The sequence below is a fragment of the Nocardioides agariphilus genome (genome assembly GCF_015352445.1).
Lineage (GTDB): Bacteria > Actinomycetota > Actinomycetes > Propionibacteriales > Nocardioidaceae > Nocardioides > Nocardioides agariphilus.
On record NZ_JADKPO010000033.1, the window covers coordinates 14058 to 29465 of the forward strand.

Here is a 15408-nt window from a genome sequence, read left to right on the forward strand (position 1 = left end):
TCTAGGAAGGCGGTGTCTCACCCGGCGAACCGGTTACTCCAGGACGAGACCGTCAGGGCAGTCGCCCACGACGTCGAGGTAGGTCTTGTCGTCAGCCGCGGCCTCGGCGCGCTGGCGCCCGAGGTTCCACTCCCAGAAGCCGTCGTGCCCGAGATCGTCGTTCTCGAGGGAGAGCATGCAGGCCCGCAACGGCTCGGGCAGGCTCAACGCGGTCGGCAGCGCATCCGAGGACAGCGAGCCCAGGTAGCCCAGGTCCAGCTTGCCGGTCTCCTCGTAGCGGTCGATGTTGTGCCGGGCGATCCAGGCATCGGGATTGATCGCGGCCAGACCGAGCAGCCCGACCACGCCACTCACCAGCGCGAACCTCGCAAGCCACTGCCGCCAGCGCACGATCCCCGCCACCGCGACAGCGACCACCACGACGCCCAGCCAGGACTCGAAGACGACGGCGAGCAGGCGTTCCTGGGTGAAGCCGTAGGCCTGCTGGTACAGCTGGATCCGATGGAGTGCGGAGACCACGACCGCCAACGTCAGAGCACACAGCAGGCCGAGCGAGACCCGCATCCAGAGCCGGTCGCTGGTGGTCGGCCCGACACGACGGGAGGCGCCCCAGACGACGATGAACATCAGCAGGGTCGCTACGACCAGCTGGCCGAAGCCCTGGTGCACGTAGTCGGCGTAGGTCAGGCCGGTCGTGCGCTGCACGTAGCCGTGCCCGCCGAACAGCACGCTGGCCTGGGCGGCCACGAACAACGCGAACACCGCATCGACCAACAGCACCGGCACCAGCCACTCGAAGCGGTGAGCGGTGGCAGCCGACCGGGCACCGGGGACGGCCGAGAGGTTGGGTGGGTTGAGGGCGAGGTACGCCGCGGCCAGCGTCACCCCGCCGACGAACAAGCCGACGAAGCAACGCAGCACGAACGAGTCGAGGGTGAGGTCGGGCAGGGCCTGGTCGACCCAGTCGGCCATCACCGCGTCAGCCGAGACGAAGAGCAGCCCGAAGACGAGGACGGCGAGCAAGGACCAGGCCGCTGTCGCCACGACCCGTGGTGCCCGGCCCGTGCCGAGCACGCCGCGCAGGCTGCGACCGAGCCACGGCAGACCGCGGATGGCGGACAGGGGCCAGGCGATGCCGGCCACCACGAACTCGAGCAGCCGACGCCCGCGCGTGACGCCGGCGATCAGGACGGACGCGCCAGCGAGGACGCACAGCACCGCGATCCACTCGGCGTCGAGAAGCACGACCGGCAGGGTGCAAAGGCCGGCCAGCACCAGACAGGTGAGCGTGAACGGGTCGCGACGGTGCCGTGCCGCCCACGCCACGGTTGCCCCTGCAGCGGCCAGCACGACGAACAGCGCGAGACCCTGATCGTGCTCCGGCAGCAGCACGCCGCCCAGGAACCCGACGACGACGGCAGCCAGCACCACCGGACGCCCGGACCGCACGGCGTCCGGCCAGTGCTTGGCGAAGACCGGGTCCATGACCAGCGCAGGGGTGGCGGTGCTCGTCGGCGACGGCATGGATGGCGCGGTCGCGTTCATGGTGGGCTCCGAGGTGAGGTGGTGCGGATGTGTGGCATCGGGGAGTACGACGGCGTGCCGGGTCACCAGTCGCTCCGGCGGGTCGACCGGCAAGTCGACGTGCAGCACCGCACCCGACGTACCTTCCGGTGGGTCCACGAAGCGCACCGTCCCGCCGTGGAGGGTCGCCACCCAGCGGGCGATGGCCAGGCCGAGGCCGGTGCCTCCGGCGGCGGCGCTGCTGGGGTCGTCGGTCAACCTGCCGAACCGCTCGAAGGCACGCTCCCTCATCGCCGGCGGTACGCCGGGACCGTCGTCCGAGATCTCCAGCAGCCAGCGGTCGCCACGCTGATCGGCGCGAACGGTGACGGTGCCCCGGTCGGGTCCGTGTCGCACGGCGTTGTCGAGCAGGTTGACGATCAGCTGACGCAGACGAGCCCGGTCGGCGCGGACTCGCAACCCGGGTGCGACCTGGATGGCGAAGCTCACCGCCCTGCCGGTCGGCACGAGCTCGGCGACCGTCTCGTCGAGAACACCCTCGACGTCGACATCGGCCAGAGGCAGCGGGGCCACTCCGGCGTCGACCCGGGACAGCTCCAGCAGGTCGCTGACAAGGTCGGAGAGTCGACGGGCCTGAGCGACTGCGGCTTCGAGGTGTTCCCCGTCGGCAGGCACGACGCCGTCGGAGAGGTTCTCCAGCACTGCGGTCAGTCCGGCGAGCGGGGTCCGGAGCTCGTGGGAGACCGTGGCGACCAGAGCGCGCTGCTCGCGGTCGACCGTGTCGAGCTCGGCTGCCATCTGGTTGAAGGCGCGAGCCAGCTCGCCGACCTCGTCGGTGGTCTCCGTGCGGACCCGGCCGCGATAGTCGCCCCTGGCCATCCGGCGTGCCGCCTCGGTCATCTCGCGCAGCGGAGAGGTCATGCCGACCGCGAGCAGCTGGGTGACCCCCAGTGCGAGGGCAAGCGTGACGGGGACAGCGAGCAGCAGCGGGACGCCGGCGTCATGCCCGACCAGGCTGATCACCATCGCGACCAGCACGCTGGCCACGACGAGCAGGCCCAGCTTGACCTTGATCGAGCTGACGGAGGCCAGCGGCGAGCTCATGGCGTGGTCCCTGGCTCGAGTGCGTAGCCCACTCCGTGCACGGTGCGCACCCGTCCGGCGCCGATCTTGGCCCGTAGCGCCTTCACGTGGCTGTCCACCGTGCGGGTTCCGGACGCGGCCTCCCAGTCCCAGACGTCGGCGAGCAGTCGCTCCCGCGTCAGCACCTCCCCGGGCGAGGAGGCCAGCCGTGTCAGGAGGTCGAACTCGGTCGGGGTGAGGTGCACCTCCTGCCCCGATGCGAGGACCCGGCGCGAACCCGTGTCGACGACCAGGTCGTCGACGACGAGACGGGTCGCGGGTCGAGCGGCCAGCTCGGCTGCCCGGTCGACGCGTCGCAGCAGCGCTCGCACGCGGGCCACCAGCTCCCGCATCCGAAATGGCTTGGTCAGGTAGTCGTCGGCGCCCACTGCGAGGCCGACCAGGATGTCGGCCTCGTCGTCGCGGGCCGTGAGCATCAGGACCGGCACGGGTACGGGCGACATCGGTGTGGCCTGGATGCGTCGGCACACCTCCAGCCCGTCGAACCCGGGCAGCATCACGTCGAGGATGACCAGGTCCGGGTGCGTCGCGGCGTGGGCGTCGACCGCCCCCGGGCCGTCGTAGGCCTGTTCGACCGCGAAGCCCTCGGCCCGCAGCCGGTCGGCGACGGCCTGGTTGATGACGCGCTCGTCCTCGACGACGAGTACCCGTTGTTGAGCCACGTCTCGAGGCTATGAGTCCGTGGGGGCGCGATGTGCGCGTGACGCGTGAAGGTTGTGTGCAGATCAGAAGTCGGGCTGGCCGGGCCAGTCCATGACGATCCGCGCCCCACCGCCCGGTGCGTCGAGGATGGCGACCTGGCCGCCGTGGGCACGAGCGATGCCGTTGACGAGGTAGAGGCCCAGGCCGGTGCCGCCGCGGTTGCCGTGGCCGGTCCAGAACTTGGTGAACACCCGGCGTCGCATGTCGATGGGGATGCCCTCCCCCTCGTCGTCGACGGTCAGGCGTACGCCGTCGGCCGTCCAGCCCTCGTTGAACCACGGCTCCGCTCGCACCCGAACCGTGCCTCCACCGTGGCGGATGGCGTTCTCGACGACGTTGGTGACCACCTGGGTGAACTTGTCGGGATCGATGTAGACCTCCGGCAGCTCATGAGGAGCGTCGAGCACGATGTCGTGCTGGGCGCCGGCCTGCACGTTGCTGACGATGCGGTCGAGCAGGACGCGTACGTCGGACCCGCGGCGAGCCAGGCTGAGACGCCCGGTGTCGAGACGTGCGACGTCGAGCAGCTCGGTGATCAGGCGGCTGAGCCGGTCGGCATCGGCATGGACCGTGGTGAGCATCAGGAGCTTCTGCTCGTCGTTGAGCTTGCCCCAACGGCTCAGCATGGCCTGCACGAAGCCCTTGACCCCCGTGAGCGGGGAGCGGAGCTCATGGGCGACCGCGGCCACCAGGTCCGAGCGCTCGCGGTCGAGGCGGGCCCGGCCGCGCCCGGAGCGCACCGAGACCGCGACGCCCGTCGCCGGCCCCAGGGGCGTGTCGCGACGGATGCGAGCCGTGACCAGCGCCTCGGTGCCGTTGGGGAGGACCCACGACTGCTCCGGCACGCCCGTGCGGGTGCGAGGGCCGTCGAAGGGGCAGTTGTAGTCGACCCACGAACGCCCGTCGTTGTTGGTCAGCGAGATCGCCTCGGCGAACTGCTGGCCGACCACAGCATCGCGGTCGATCCCGAACAGTTGCTCGGCCGCGCGGTTGACCAGGACCACCGACCCATCGCGGTCGAAGACGACCACCCCGTCGGGCAAGGCGTCGACGGCGTCGCCCGACGCCTCGCCCGCATGCTGGCCCACGACGGGCACGTTACCGTCGATGGGCCGAGGCAGAGGCGTAGAGGCACAGCGCGGATGCCGTGGCGAGGTTGAGGCTCTCGGCCCGGCCGTGGATCGGGATCCGCACCCGATGGTCGGCCAAGGTGGCGATCTCCGGGGCCAGGCCCCGGGCCTCGTTGCCGAACAGCCACGCGGTCGGCCGACTGAGGATGTCGGCTGCCGCGTCGAGGGAGACCTCGCCGTGCCCGTCGGCGGCGAGGATCGTCAGGCCCGCAGCGCGCGCGGCATCGATCGCGGTGCGCACGCCCGGCTCCACGACCACTGGCAGGTGGAAGAGACTGCCCACACTCGCTCGCACCGTCTTGGGGTTGTAGAGGTCGACGCTGCTGCCCGCCAGGACCACCACATCGGCGCCGGCGGCGTCGGCCGTGCGGATCACGGTGCCGGCGTTGCCCGGGTCTCGCACATCGGCGCAGATCGCGATGAGGTCGACTCGGCTGGTGGCCTCGACATGCTCCAGCACCGATGCGAGCGGCACGTCGAGGAAACGGCACACGGCGACGACGCCCGCAGGGGTGACGGAGTCGGAGAGGGAGGCCAGGGCCCGGTCCTCCACGACCGTCCAGGCCGGCACGCAACCGTGCCACTCGGAGTACCGCTGAGTGGCCTCGAGGGTCGCGAAGACCTCGACGACGCAGCCCTCGACGTCGAGGGCTGCCTCGACGGCCTTGGGACCGTCGGCAAGGAACAGCCGCCGCTCGGAACGTTCCGAGCGACGGCTGAGCTTCCGCGCCTGCTTGACCCGGGCGTTGCCCGCGGTCAGGGGCGCCGAAGGAGTGGTCAGGCGGAGACCTTGTCCTCGCGGGGCGCGTTGACGTCCGCGGGCAGGGCGGCCTTGGCGGCCTCGACGAGCACGGTGAACGCCGGTGCGTCGTTGACGGCCAGGTCGGCCAGGATCTTGCGGTCGACCTCGATGCCGGCCAGGTTGAGTCCCTGGATGAAGCGGTTGTAGGTCATCCCGTTGGCGCGGGCCGCGGCGTTGATGCGCTGGATCCAGAGCTTGCGGAAGTCACCCTTGCGCGCCTTGCGGTCACGGTAGCTGTAGACCAGCGAGTGGGTGACCTGCTCCTTGGCCTTGCGGTAGAGGCGCGAGCGCTGACCGCGGTAGCCGCTGGCGCGCTCGAGGGTGGTCCGGCGCTTCTTGTGGGCGTTCACTGCCCGCTTGACGCGTGCCATGGTGGTTCTCCTTACAGGTGCAAAAGGTCGGGGAATTGCCGCGTCAGCGGCCGAGCAGCTTCTTGACGCGCTTGGCGTCGGGGGCGGCGACTTCCTTCAGCCCGTCCATGCGCCGCGTCACCTTGGAGGCCTTGTGCTCCAGGTTGTGCCGCTTGCCGGCCTTCTGGCGCAGGATCTTGCCCGAGCCCGTCACCCGGAAGCGCTTGCTCGCGCCCGAGTGGGTCTTGTTCTTCGGCATCTCATCTCTCCTTCGTGCTGGTGCCGCCCTCGACGCGTAGGTCGGGGGCGGCCACGTCTGTGGTCGCCTCGAGGCGGTTGGTCAGGCTTCGATCTCGGGGTCGAGGTTCTCCGAACGCCCGCGGGCCTTCTTCTGTGCGACGGCGTGGCCGGAGTTGTGGGCGGTGCGCTCCTCGCGCTCCGCGGCCTCGTCGGCCGCGCGCTCTGCCATCCGGGTCTGCTTCTCGGCGGCGAGCTCGACCTTGGCCTCGGCCTTCTTGCGGTGCGGTCCGAGCACCATGATCATGTTGCGGCCGTCCTGCTTGGGGGCCGACTCCACGAAGCCCAGCTCCGTGACGTCCTCGGCCAGCCGCTGGAGCAGCCGGAAGCCCAGCTCGGGACGGTGCTGCTCGCGACCGCGGAACATGATGGTGATCTTGACCTTGTCGCCGGCCCTCAGGAACCGCACGACGTGACCCTTCTTGGTCTCGTAGTCGTGCGCGTCGATCTTCGGACGCAGCTTCATCTCCTTGATGATCACGTTCGTCTGGTTGCGGCGCGCTTCACGGGCCTTCTGGGCGTTCTCGTACTTGAACTTCCCGTAGTCCATGAGCTTGCAGACCGGCGGACGTGCCATCGGTGCCACCTCGACGAGGTCGAGGTCGGCCTCCTGCGCGAGCTTGAGGGCCTCGCCCGTGGGGACGATGCCGACGGTCTCGCCATTGGGTCCGACGAGCCGGACCTCGGGAACCCGGATCCGGTCGTTGATGCGCAGCTCGGTGCTGATGTGTCCTCCTGTTTTCGGTGGGCGACCCCGGGACTTCGACGGATTTGTCAGTAAATGACACCAAGCCCCCGCGCGACACGCGGAGGCTCGAGGACTCGCCCCAGGAAATGCGCCCTCGTAGGGCGCGCCACCTGGCACGGACCGGACCCGACGACCTGGTGTGGAACTGGGTGCTGCTGCGGTCGGTGCGGGTGGGAGTGAGCCTCCACTTGTCGGACCCGGAAGCCTGTGCCCCAGTCGTGCGGACAGACGCCCCGGATCGGTCGTTGCACAGGGTACAAGCCCGCGCGGGACTGTGCCTATTCCTGATCGGTGTCCGTCGCGACCCAGGCAGACCGCCCCCCGACCCGGGCCAGAGCCCATCCTCGGGCGACTCCCTGGAGGTCTTGGCCCTCGACGACGAAGCTCGCCGGCCCTGCGACGTCCACGACGAGGGCCGCCGCGCCATCTTGCAGCGCCGCCTGCGCAGCCGTCCGTGCGGTGACCGGCACCGGGCGCGCGGTCGGGTCCCAGGCGCGCAGGGCGGACAGCCCGCTGAAGGCCAGCAGCGCCATCCGTCCGTCGGCTCCGCGCAGCAGCACGCTCGCCATGTCGCTGGACTTGTCGTGGGCCAGCCCGTCGCCGTCGACCTCGACCTCGCCGAGCACGGCCACGACCGGGACCAACAGCCTCGACGTCCGGACCGCGGCCAGGGCGTCGACCTGGCTTCCGGTCCCGTCGGCGTACGCCGCGAGTGCGGCGAGCAGCTCGCTCCCGGCCTCGCCGGTGTCACCCGCGAAGCCGGGGTCGGGGATCTCGCGGCCGGTCACCCACGAGAGTCAACCGGAGTTGCGAGCAGGCAGCCAACCAGGGGGCGGACCAGGGATCGGCCCGGCGAACACAGCCGGCGAACACAGCCGGCGAAACAGGCCGACGAAACAGGGCCGACGAAACAGGGCCGACGAAACAGGGCCGACGAAACAGAGCTGGCCCGGTGTGCCACGCTTGGGGCGTGGATGACGTCACCTGGGGCGCTCTCACCTTCACGCTGACCGCGATCGGCGGGTTCTACACGTGGTGGGCCTATCGCAACCGCGGTGCGACGCCCGCGATGCGGGGCCTGGCCCTGACCCTCCTCCCGGCAGCCGCGTGGCTCACCGGCACGCTGCAGATGTTCACCCGGATCGCCGACGCGGTCTCCGACTGGGCGATCCACCTGGCGTTCAGCCCCAAGGTGTGGCTCGGCGTGATCCTGGCGGGTCTCTCGGTGGCGCTCTTCTTCGTCTCCGGCTTCCTCCGCAACCGCGGCCTCGGCGGCGGTCGGCCGCGCGGCACCGACGACGCGCCGGCGCCCAAGGCCGTTGCCCGGCCCCAGGCCCAGCCGGGTCCACTGAGTGACGATGGCCTCGACGACGAGATCGCCGCCATCCTCAAACGGCGCGGGATCTCCTGACCACCAACGCCGAGCGGGTTCTCGAGCGGGTTCTCGAGCTGGTCGACGACCGCCCGCCGACCCTCGGTCGGGGCAGGCTGATCTGCGTCGACGGCCCCGCGGGCTCGGGCAAGACCACGCTGGCGACCGAGATCGCCGGCGCGACCGGCGCGACGGTCGTGCACATGGACAACCTCTACGAGGGGTGGGGTGGTCTCCCACGGGTCGGGGCCCAGCTCGACCGTCTGCTGGGGCCGTTGTCGCACAACCGGCCGGGGAGCTACCGCCGCTGGGACTGGTACGCCGACCGGTGGGGCGAGGTTGTCGTCGTCCCGCCCGCGCGGCTGCTGGTCCTCGAGGGCGTCGGGTCCGGATCTCGCAGCCACGAGGAACTGATCACGGTCCTGGCCTGGGTGGAGGTGGCGGCGGACCTGCGCCTGGAGCGCGGCCTGGCACGCGACGGTGTGGAGCTCGATGAGCACCTGCGCGCCTGGTCGGTGACCGAGGCGGAGCACTTCGCGCGCGACGACACCCGAGCCCGGGCTGACGTCGTACTGGATGGCTCGCACGGCTCGTCGACCTACCCTTGAGCGTGCTTTGTAATCATGTAATGATGTAATCATGTTGCCGAACGAAGACCTGGAGCGGGTGCGTGGCTGGTTTGTCGGACGCCTGCCGGAGGAATGGCAGGCCGACTCTCCTGAGGTGACGGTCGACCGCGAGGAGATCACCGTGGTCCTGACCGTGGCCGACCTCCGTGACGGCGCGCTCTCCGATGACGCGAGCGAGGCCGAGCGTGACGAGGCGAGGGCCGGTCTGGTCAGCGCCTTCCGAGAGGACACCCGACGCCAGCGGATGTCGATCGCGGACCAGGCGCAGCGCCGGTTCGATCGCAAGGTGTCGTGGGGGGTTCGCCTGGCCGGCATCGCCGACCAGACCGCGCTGTTCACTCACGTGTCGGCTCCCGTGATGACGCGTCTGCGTCAGCCGCAGCGGCTGGTGCTCGACACCCTCGTCGACGCCGGGGTGGCCCGGTCGAGGGCAGATGCCCTCGCTTGGTGCGTCCGGCTGGTCGGTCAGCACGAAGGCGACTGGCTGGCTGAGCTGCGGTCTGCCATGGAGTCCGTGGCCGACGTGAGGGCCAAGGGTCCGGCTGCCTGAGCCGACCTCTCGTCGGCGCGACCCGCCTCGGGCCCGGAGCGGTCTAGAGTCACGGCCGTGGTAGCGCCGACAGGAGAGCAGTTCGAGATCAGCGGTGCTGGCTACCGTGCCGTGGTCACCGAGGGCGGCGCGACCCTGCGACTGCTCGAGCACGATGGCCGGGAGATCGTCAGCGGGTTCGCCGAGGACGCGATGCCACCCGTCGGTCGTGGACAGCTGCTGATGCCGTGGCCCAACCGGATCCGCGACGGTCACTACTCCTTCGGGGGACACCAGGACCTCCAACTCGGCCTCACCGAGCCCTCCCGGTCCAACGCCTCGCACGGTTTGGTGCGCTGGGCGGCATGGTCCTTGGAGGAGCACTCCTCGGCGTCGGTCTCCCTGACCTACCGGTTGATGGCCCAGTCCGGGTACCCCTGGACCCTCGACCTGCACGTGCTCTACGACGTCTCGGCCGACGGGCTCACCGTCACCCAGACCGCCACCAACCTGTCGCCGACCGCCGCCCCCTTCGCCAGCGGTGCCCACCCCTACGTCCGCGTCGGCCGGGGACTTGTCGACCACTCAGAGCTGACCGTGCCCGCCTCCGTGCGGCTGATCACCGACGACCGGCTGATCCCGGTCGACGAGGAGAAGGTCGACGGCACGCCGTACGACTTCCGCGTCTCACGCCCGGTCCGCGACACGGTGCTCGACCACGCCTTCGGCGACCTCGACCGCGACCCGCGCGGGATCGCCACCGTGACCCTGCGCGACCCCGCGACCGGCGACGGCGTCGCGCTGTGGATGGACGACACCCATCGCTGGATCCAGGTCTTCAGCGCCGAGCTCGATCCCACACCGCGCCTGGCGCTGGCCGTCGAGCCGATGACCTCGCCCCCCGATGCCTTCCGCTCCGGTCGCGACCTCGTCGTCCTCTCCCCCGCCGGCACCGATGGCGACGAGTTCTCCGGTTCGTGGGGCATCCGCTCGCTGGCCTGAGACGCGCAGTTCCGGGGGTACTCCCGTGCGGTTGACGGGTCCCCAGGCCTCATCGACCCGTCAACCGCACGGGACTACCTCGCGCTCGCGGCAGCCAGGACCTGGCGTAGCTCGCGCAGGGCGACCTGGGCGCGCGCACCGTCTGAGCCTTGGATGCCCATGGCGGAGACGGTGGTGCCGTCGTCGAGGTCGAGGGTGACCCAGGGGGCGCCGGGGGGCAGGTGCGCCTCGACGACGGCGGCGTACTCGAACTCACGACGCCGGTAGCCGTTGACGACGACGAGCCGGTCGGTCTCGGCGACCACACGCGAACGCGCCAGGGCGTAGCCGAAGGACGCAGCAAGTCCGGCGAGCAGGATCAGGGTGGCGATCTGGAAGGCGTTGAAGGCGGCGCGGGTGTCGGCGTCGAACGAGAACCACGCGAACCCCACCACGATCGCCAGCATCGAGCCCAGGCCGCAGGCCGCGATACGCACACCCAGAGGGCGCCAGGTGTGGGGCAAGGACACCGAGGAGGTCACCGCGACCTCAGAGCCGACAGGCGTGGATGTCGGTGAGCAGGATGCCTCGGGCTCCGATGTCGAACAGCTCGTCCATCAGTCGCTGGGCCCCGGCGCGCGGCACCATCGCGCGGACGGCGACCCAGCCCTCGCGATGCAAGGGCGAGATGGTCGGGCCCTCGATGCCGGGCGTGAGTTCGACGGCAGCCTCCACGTTGGCCGACTCGATGTCGTAGTCCATCATCACGTAGGTACGCGCGACCAGGACGCCCTCGAGGCGCCGCTTGAAGACCTCGAGCCCGGAAGGCACATCGCCGCCGCGGGCCACGAGCACGGCCTCGGACTCCAGGATCGTCTCCCCGAAGACCTCGAGCCCTGCCTGCCGCAACGTCGACCCGGTCTCCACCACGTCGGCGATCGCGTCGGCCACACCGAGACGCACGCTGGTCTCGACGGCCCCGTCGAGTCGGACCACCGTGGCGTCGATGCCACGGTCCTCGAGGAAGGTACGCACGACACCGACGTAGGACGTGGCGATGCGGTGGCCGGCCAGCTGCGAGAGGTCGCTGAACTCGCCGATCGGACCGGCGAACAGGAAGCGACTCCGCCCGAAGCCCAGGCTGAGCACCTCCTCGGCCTTGGCGCCGGAGTCGAGCAGCAGGTCGCGACCGGTGATCCCCACGTCGAGGGTGCCCTCGCCGACGTAGATGGCGATGTCGCGTGGGCGCAGGTAGTAGAACTCGACGCCGTTGTCGGCGTCGACGACGGAGAGCTCCCTGGCGTCGTGGCGCTGCCGGTAACCCGACTCGCGCAGCATCTCGGTGGCGGCTTGGGACAGCGATCCCTTGTTGGGTACGGCGATGCGAAGCGTCTGCCCGTTGGGTTGCAGCGACATGGCGGGGGTCCTAGAGGTGTGCGTAGACGTCGTCGGGGGTGATGCCGGTCGCGAGCATCAGGACCTGGGCGTGGTAGAGCAGCTGGCTGATCTCCTCGGCCGCCCTCTCGGGTCCCTCGTACTCGGCCGCCATCCAGGACTCGGCGGCCTCCTCGACCAGCTTCTTGCCGGTCGCATGGACCCCGGCGTCGAGCTGTGCCACGGTGCCCGACCCAGCAGGACGGGTCTGGGCCTTCTCGGCCAGCTCCGCCCACAGCTCGTCGAACGTCTTCACGATCGCCAAGCCTAGGCCGTGAGGCCGGGGAGCGTCAGTCGAGGTAGGCGCGGCGGACGTATCTCAGGGTCTGGGCGGTGACGAGCGCGGCCGCTGCGGCCTCGTAGCCCTTGTCCTCGCGGGACTCCTCCAGACCGGCCCGGTCGAGGGCCTGCTCCTCGGTGTCGCAGGTCAGTACGCCGAAGCCCACGGCCACCTGATGGTCCAGCGCCACGCGGTTGAGGCCGTCGGTCGCGGCCGAGCAGACGTAGTCGAAGTGCGGCGTGCCACCCCGGATCACGACGCCGAGCGCGACGACCGCGTCGTACCCCTTGCGGGCCAGGGCGTCGGCCACCACGGCGAGCTCGAAGGTACCGGGGACGCGAACCACCTTCGGCTCCTCGACGCGGTAGTCCTTCAACGCGCGGCGGGCACCATCGATCAGGCCGTCCATCACCTGCTCGTGCCAGCTCGCCGCGACCACTGCAACCCGCAGCTCGTGGCAGTCCACCGGTCGCTGCTCGGGGGCACCGTGTCCAGCCATCTCAGGACTCCTCACCCAGCAGGAGCTGCGGCAGCGTGTGGCCCATGCGGTCTCGCTTGGTCTGCAGGTAGGCCAGGTTGTGGTCGTTGGGCCGGGTCGTCAACGGCACCTGCTCCTTGACGGGCACGCCGTACTCCTCGAGGGCTCGGGTCTTGTCGGGGTTGTTGGTCAGCAGCCGCACGCTCTCGACCTCGAGGTCGCGCAGCACCTGCGTGGCAGCACCGTAGTGGCGGGCGTCGGCGGGGAGGCCGAGGTCGAGGTTGGCGTCGACGGTGTCGCGTCCGGCGTCTTGCAGCGCGTAGGCCTGCAGCTTGGCGACCAGCCCGATGCCTCGCCCCTCGTGACCGCGCAGGTAGACCACGACGCCACGACCCTCCTCGCGGATGCGCGCCAGTGCCTCGTCGAGCTGCGGCCCGCAGTCGCAGCGCTCGCTGCCGAAGACATCGCCGGTCAGGCACTCGGAGTGGACGCGCGTGAGCACCGCGTCGTGGCCCGCGACGTCACCCAGCACCAGCGCGATGTGCTCGGAGCCGTCGAACCCGATGCGGTAGCCGTAGGCCGTGAAGTCGCCGTGAGCAGTCGGCAGCGACGTCACCGCGACCCTCTCGACCAGCACCTCGGTGCGCTGGCGGTGACGCACGAGGTCCTCGATCGAGATCATCGCCAAGCCGTGCTCATCGGCGAACTCCCGTAGCTCGGGGCCACGTTTCATGGTGCCGTCGTCGTTGACGATCTCGACCAGCACGCCGGCGGGGGTCAGCCCGGCCATCCGCGCCAGGTCGACCGCGGCCTCGGTGTGGCCGCGCCTGACCAGCACGCCCCCCTCGCGGTAGCGCAGCGGGAACACATGGCCGGGGCGCGTGATCTCCCACGGCTCGGTGGCCGAGTCGGCCAGCACCCGGGCGGTGTGGGACCGGTCCGCGGCCGAGATGCCGGTCGAGACGCCGTCGCGGGCGTCCACCGAGACGGTGTAGGCGGTGCGCATCTTGTCGCGGTTGTGGGGCGTCATCAGCGGGATCTCCAGCCGGTCGAGCATCGCGGCCGGCATCGGCACGCAGATCACGCCGCTGCTGTAGCGGATCGTGAAGGCCATCAGCGCCGGAGTCGCCTTGGACGCCGCGAAGATGAGGTCGCCCTCGTTCTCACGGTCCTCGTCGTCGACGACGACCACCGCCCTGCCGGCGGCGATGTCGGCGACGGCGCGCTCGATGGTGTCGAGCCTGACTGGTTGACGGACGGTGGCGTTCATGCCGACGCTCCAGGTAGGTAGGCGGTGATGAGCTTCTCGACGTGCCGCGCGATCACGTCGGTCTCGAGGTTGACCCGGTCACCGGGCGCGCGGGAGCCCAGCGTCGTGCGGGTGAGGGTCTCGGGGATCAGGCTCACGGTGAAGGAGTCCGGCCCGACGTTCACGACGGTCAGCGAGACCCCGTCGACACAGATCGAGCCCTTGGGCACGACGTACTTCGCCAGCTCGCGCGGCAGCGAGACCTCCACGACGTCCCAGTGCTCGCTCGGAGACCGGCGTACGACGGTGCCCACGCCGTCGACATGACCCTGCACGAGGTGACCGCCCAGGCGCTTGTCGGCGGTCATCGCACGCTCCAGGTTGACGCCATCGCCGGGCTGCACGCCCAGCAGGGAGGTCATCTCGAGCGTCTCCTGCATGACGTCGGCCGTCCAGGTGGACCCGAGGTCGTCGTGGTCGATCGCGGCCACCGTCAGACAGCAGCCGTTGACCGAGATCGAGTCGCCGAGCTGGGTGCCGTCGAGCGCGGTGACGGCTCGGACGGTCAGCCTGATCGCGTCGCCCTGGTCGAGCACGGCGGCAACCGTGCCCAGCTCTTCGACGATGCCGGTGAACATCAGTGCGGCTCCTTGGGAGTCATGGTGATCCGGACGTTGGTGTCGTCGCCGGGCTCGAGCGGCTCGAGGACGGTGACGTCGGTGACGAGCAGGTGGTCGGCCTCGGCGATGGTGCCGATGCCCAGGTCGGCGACGGCGGCTCGCCCCGAGCCCAGCAGCATCGGGGCGAGGTAGGTCACGACCTCGTCGACCAGTCCCGCCTGCCAGAAGGCGGCGGCCAGCGTGGGGCCGCCCTCGAGGAAGACGTGCTGGCGGTCGAGCTCGAAGAGCTCCTTGAGCGCCTCGTGGGGGTCGCGCGTGCGCAAGTGCACGCTCGGCGCCGAGGAGTCGAAGACGCGTCGGCCCGGATCGAGCTCGCGCTCACCCATCACCGCGCGCAGAGGCTGCGTTGCCAGGGGCTGGTCGTCGGCATCTCGGACGGTCAGCAGCGGGTCGTCGACGGCGACAGTGTTGGTCCCGACCAGCATCGTGTCGCACAGCGCCCGCAAGCGATGGGTGTCGAGGCGAGCGGCCCGCGAGGAGACCCAGCGGCTGGTCCCGTCGGCAGCAGCACTGCGTCCGTCGAGCGTGGTGGCGAACTTCCAGGTCACGAACGGGCGGCCGCGGTCCATCGCGAAGGTCCACTCGCGGTTGACCACCCGCGCCTCGTCCTCGAGGAGCCCTCCCTCGACCTCGATCCCGGCCGCGCGGAGCACGCTGGCGCCTCCGGCTGCCACCGGGTTGGGGTCGCGCTGGGCGAAGACCACGCGGCGCACGCCGGACGCCATCAACGCCCGCGAGCAGGGACCGGTGCGACCGGTGTGGTTGCAGGGCTCGAGGGTCACCACCGCCGTGGCGCCGCGCGCCGCTTCGCCCGCCTGTCGCAACGCGTCGACCTCGGCGTGCGGTGAGCCCGCGCCCCGGTGCCAGCCCTCCGCGATAGTGCGGCCCTGGCCGTCGAGCAGCACGCAGCCGACCCGCGGGTTGGGTCCGGTCGGCACCCCCGGCGAGGCGGCCAGCGCCAGAGCGCGCCGCATGGCAGCGGTCTCGATGTCGCCGCGGTCGATGCTGGTCATGACGCCTCCGGTCGGGTCCACGGACCCCGGGGCGTGCGGTCGGCGACGGCCGAAGCCTGTGTTGGCC

Annotated in this window: 19 protein-coding genes; 4 read left to right on the forward strand and 15 right to left on the reverse strand. The window is 70.7% G+C overall.

Features of this window, described 5'->3' with window-relative positions; genetic code table 11:
• Positions 1-33: 33 nt before the first annotated feature.
• The 8 genes from ISU10_RS18890 to ISU10_RS18925 all read right to left on the reverse strand — a co-directional run bounded on the left by ISU10_RS18890 (position 34) and on the right by ISU10_RS18925 (position 7484).
• A complete protein-coding gene (locus ISU10_RS18890; protein ID WP_194697990.1) occupies positions 34-2628 on the reverse strand; it encodes a DUF4153 domain-containing protein in 2595 nt (864 codons plus the stop codon).
• Positions 2625-3329 (reverse strand): response regulator transcription factor, encoded by a 705-nt coding sequence (locus tag ISU10_RS24230; RefSeq protein WP_194697991.1) that lies wholly within the window; start codon positions 3327-3329, stop codon positions 2625-2627. The genes ISU10_RS18890 and ISU10_RS24230 overlap by 4 nt, the downstream gene beginning before the upstream one ends.
• 63 nt (positions 3330-3392) lie before the next feature.
• Complete coding sequence (locus tag ISU10_RS18900) at positions 3393-4457, reverse strand: ATP-binding protein (RefSeq protein ID WP_194697992.1); 1065 nt, start codon at positions 4455-4457, stop codon at positions 3393-3395.
• A 10-nt stretch (positions 4458-4467) separates the two neighbouring features.
• Positions 4468-5280, reverse strand: coding sequence for a TrmH family RNA methyltransferase (locus ISU10_RS18905; RefSeq protein ID WP_194698022.1), 813 nt, complete (start codon positions 5278-5280; stop codon positions 4468-4470).
• The gene (gene rplT / locus ISU10_RS18910) at positions 5277-5672 is read right to left on the reverse strand and encodes a 50S ribosomal protein L20 (protein WP_194697993.1); all 396 of its coding nucleotides are present in this window, start codon (positions 5670-5672) and stop codon (positions 5277-5279) included. The genes ISU10_RS18905 and rplT overlap by 4 nt, the downstream gene beginning before the upstream one ends.
• A 43-nt stretch (positions 5673-5715) precedes the next feature.
• Positions 5716-5910 carry a 50S ribosomal protein L35 gene (gene rpmI, locus ISU10_RS18915; RefSeq protein ID WP_194697994.1) on the reverse strand — a complete coding sequence of 65 codons (195 nt, stop codon included), beginning with the start codon at positions 5908-5910 and terminating at the stop codon, positions 5716-5718.
• A gap of 81 nt (positions 5911-5991) precedes the next feature.
• A complete protein-coding gene (infC, locus tag ISU10_RS18920; protein WP_267239193.1) occupies positions 5992-7038 on the reverse strand; it encodes a translation initiation factor IF-3 in 1047 nt (348 codons plus the stop codon).
• Positions 6975-7484 (reverse strand): SseB family protein, encoded by a 510-nt coding sequence (locus ISU10_RS18925; RefSeq protein WP_194697995.1) that lies wholly within the window; start codon positions 7482-7484, stop codon positions 6975-6977. Before ISU10_RS18925 ends, infC begins: the two co-directional genes overlap by 64 nt.
• 182 nt (positions 7485-7666) lie before the next feature.
• On the opposite strand from ISU10_RS18925, the gene ISU10_RS18930 reads away from it, so the two are divergent.
• The 4 genes from ISU10_RS18930 to ISU10_RS18945 all read left to right on the forward strand — a co-directional run bounded on the left by ISU10_RS18930 (position 7667) and on the right by ISU10_RS18945 (position 10228).
• Positions 7667-8107 (forward strand): cellulose synthase, encoded by a 441-nt coding sequence (locus ISU10_RS18930; protein WP_194697996.1) that lies wholly within the window; start codon positions 7667-7669, stop codon positions 8105-8107.
• Between the two features lie 164 nt (positions 8108-8271).
• Complete coding sequence (locus tag ISU10_RS18935; protein WP_228501341.1) at positions 8272-8676, forward strand: nucleoside/nucleotide kinase family protein; 405 nt, start codon at positions 8272-8274, stop codon at positions 8674-8676.
• A gap of 31 nt (positions 8677-8707) precedes the next feature.
• Entirely contained in the window at positions 8708-9247 is a 540-nt protein-coding gene (abmR, locus tag ISU10_RS18940) for an ATP-binding transcription factor AbmR (protein ID WP_194697997.1), read from the forward strand.
• A 57-nt stretch (positions 9248-9304) separates the two neighbouring features.
• Positions 9305-10228, forward strand: coding sequence for an aldose 1-epimerase family protein (locus ISU10_RS18945; protein WP_194697998.1), 924 nt, complete (start codon positions 9305-9307; stop codon positions 10226-10228).
• Between the two features lie 74 nt (positions 10229-10302).
• Here the strand turns inward: ISU10_RS18945 and ISU10_RS18950 are convergent, their stop codons facing one another.
• The 7 genes from ISU10_RS18950 to ribD are packed head-to-tail and all read right to left on the reverse strand — an operon-like array spanning position 10303 to position 15341.
• The gene (locus tag ISU10_RS18950; protein ID WP_370865690.1) at positions 10303-10704 is read right to left on the reverse strand and encodes a PH domain-containing protein; all 402 of its coding nucleotides are present in this window, start codon (positions 10702-10704) and stop codon (positions 10303-10305) included.
• A gap of 52 nt (positions 10705-10756) precedes the next feature.
• A complete protein-coding gene (gene hisG, locus ISU10_RS18955) occupies positions 10757-11623 on the reverse strand; it encodes an ATP phosphoribosyltransferase (RefSeq protein WP_194697999.1) in 867 nt (288 codons plus the stop codon).
• Between the two features lie 10 nt (positions 11624-11633).
• Positions 11634-11897 carry a phosphoribosyl-ATP diphosphatase gene (locus ISU10_RS18960; protein WP_194698000.1) on the reverse strand — a complete coding sequence of 88 codons (264 nt, stop codon included), beginning with the start codon at positions 11895-11897 and terminating at the stop codon, positions 11634-11636.
• 34 nt (positions 11898-11931) lie between these two features.
• Positions 11932-12420, reverse strand: coding sequence for a 6,7-dimethyl-8-ribityllumazine synthase (gene ribH, locus ISU10_RS18965; RefSeq protein ID WP_194698001.1), 489 nt, complete (start codon positions 12418-12420; stop codon positions 11932-11934).
• A gap of 1 nt (position 12421) precedes the next feature.
• A complete protein-coding gene (locus ISU10_RS18970; protein WP_194698002.1) occupies positions 12422-13669 on the reverse strand; it encodes a bifunctional 3,4-dihydroxy-2-butanone-4-phosphate synthase/GTP cyclohydrolase II in 1248 nt (415 codons plus the stop codon).
• Positions 13666-14286 (reverse strand): riboflavin synthase, encoded by a 621-nt coding sequence (locus tag ISU10_RS18975; RefSeq protein ID WP_194698003.1) that lies wholly within the window; start codon positions 14284-14286, stop codon positions 13666-13668. Before ISU10_RS18975 ends, ISU10_RS18970 begins: the two co-directional genes overlap by 4 nt.
• Positions 14286-15341 (reverse strand): bifunctional diaminohydroxyphosphoribosylaminopyrimidine deaminase/5-amino-6-(5-phosphoribosylamino)uracil reductase RibD, encoded by a 1056-nt coding sequence (gene ribD / locus ISU10_RS18980; protein WP_228501343.1) that lies wholly within the window; start codon positions 15339-15341, stop codon positions 14286-14288. Before ribD ends, ISU10_RS18975 begins: the two co-directional genes overlap by 1 nt.
• Between the last annotated feature and the right edge of the window lie 67 nt (positions 15342-15408).

Bases quoted from the DNA above. Each gene is read 5' to 3' on its own strand.
- abmR (WP_194697997.1), top strand. From the start codon at position 8,708: ATGTTGCCGAACGAAGACCTGGAGCGGGTGCGTGGCTGGTTTGTCGGA.
- infC (WP_267239193.1), bottom strand. From the start codon at position 7,038: ATGGGCTCTGGCCCGGGTCGGGGGGCGGTCTGCCTGGGTCGCGACGGA.
- ISU10_RS18975 (WP_194698003.1), bottom strand. From the start codon at position 14,286: ATGTTCACCGGCATCGTCGAAGAGCTGGGCACGGTTGCCGCCGTGCTC.
- ISU10_RS18970 (WP_194698002.1), bottom strand. From the start codon at position 13,669: ATGAACGCCACCGTCCGTCAACCAGTCAGGCTCGACACCATCGAGCGC.
- rplT (WP_194697993.1), bottom strand. From the start codon at position 5,672: ATGGCACGCGTCAAGCGGGCAGTGAACGCCCACAAGAAGCGCCGGACC.
- ribH (WP_194698001.1), bottom strand. From the start codon at position 12,420: ATGGCTGGACACGGTGCCCCCGAGCAGCGACCGGTGGACTGCCACGAG.
- ribD (WP_228501343.1), bottom strand. From the start codon at position 15,341: ATGACCAGCATCGACCGCGGCGACATCGAGACCGCTGCCATGCGGCGC.
- ISU10_RS18935 (WP_228501341.1), top strand. From the start codon at position 8,272: ATGGACAACCTCTACGAGGGGTGGGGTGGTCTCCCACGGGTCGGGGCC.
- rpmI (WP_194697994.1), bottom strand. From the start codon at position 5,910: ATGCCGAAGAACAAGACCCACTCGGGCGCGAGCAAGCGCTTCCGGGTG.
- hisG (WP_194697999.1), bottom strand. From the start codon at position 11,623: ATGTCGCTGCAACCCAACGGGCAGACGCTTCGCATCGCCGTACCCAAC.
- ISU10_RS18890 (WP_194697990.1), bottom strand. From the start codon at position 2,628: ATGAGCTCGCCGCTGGCCTCCGTCAGCTCGATCAAGGTCAAGCTGGGC.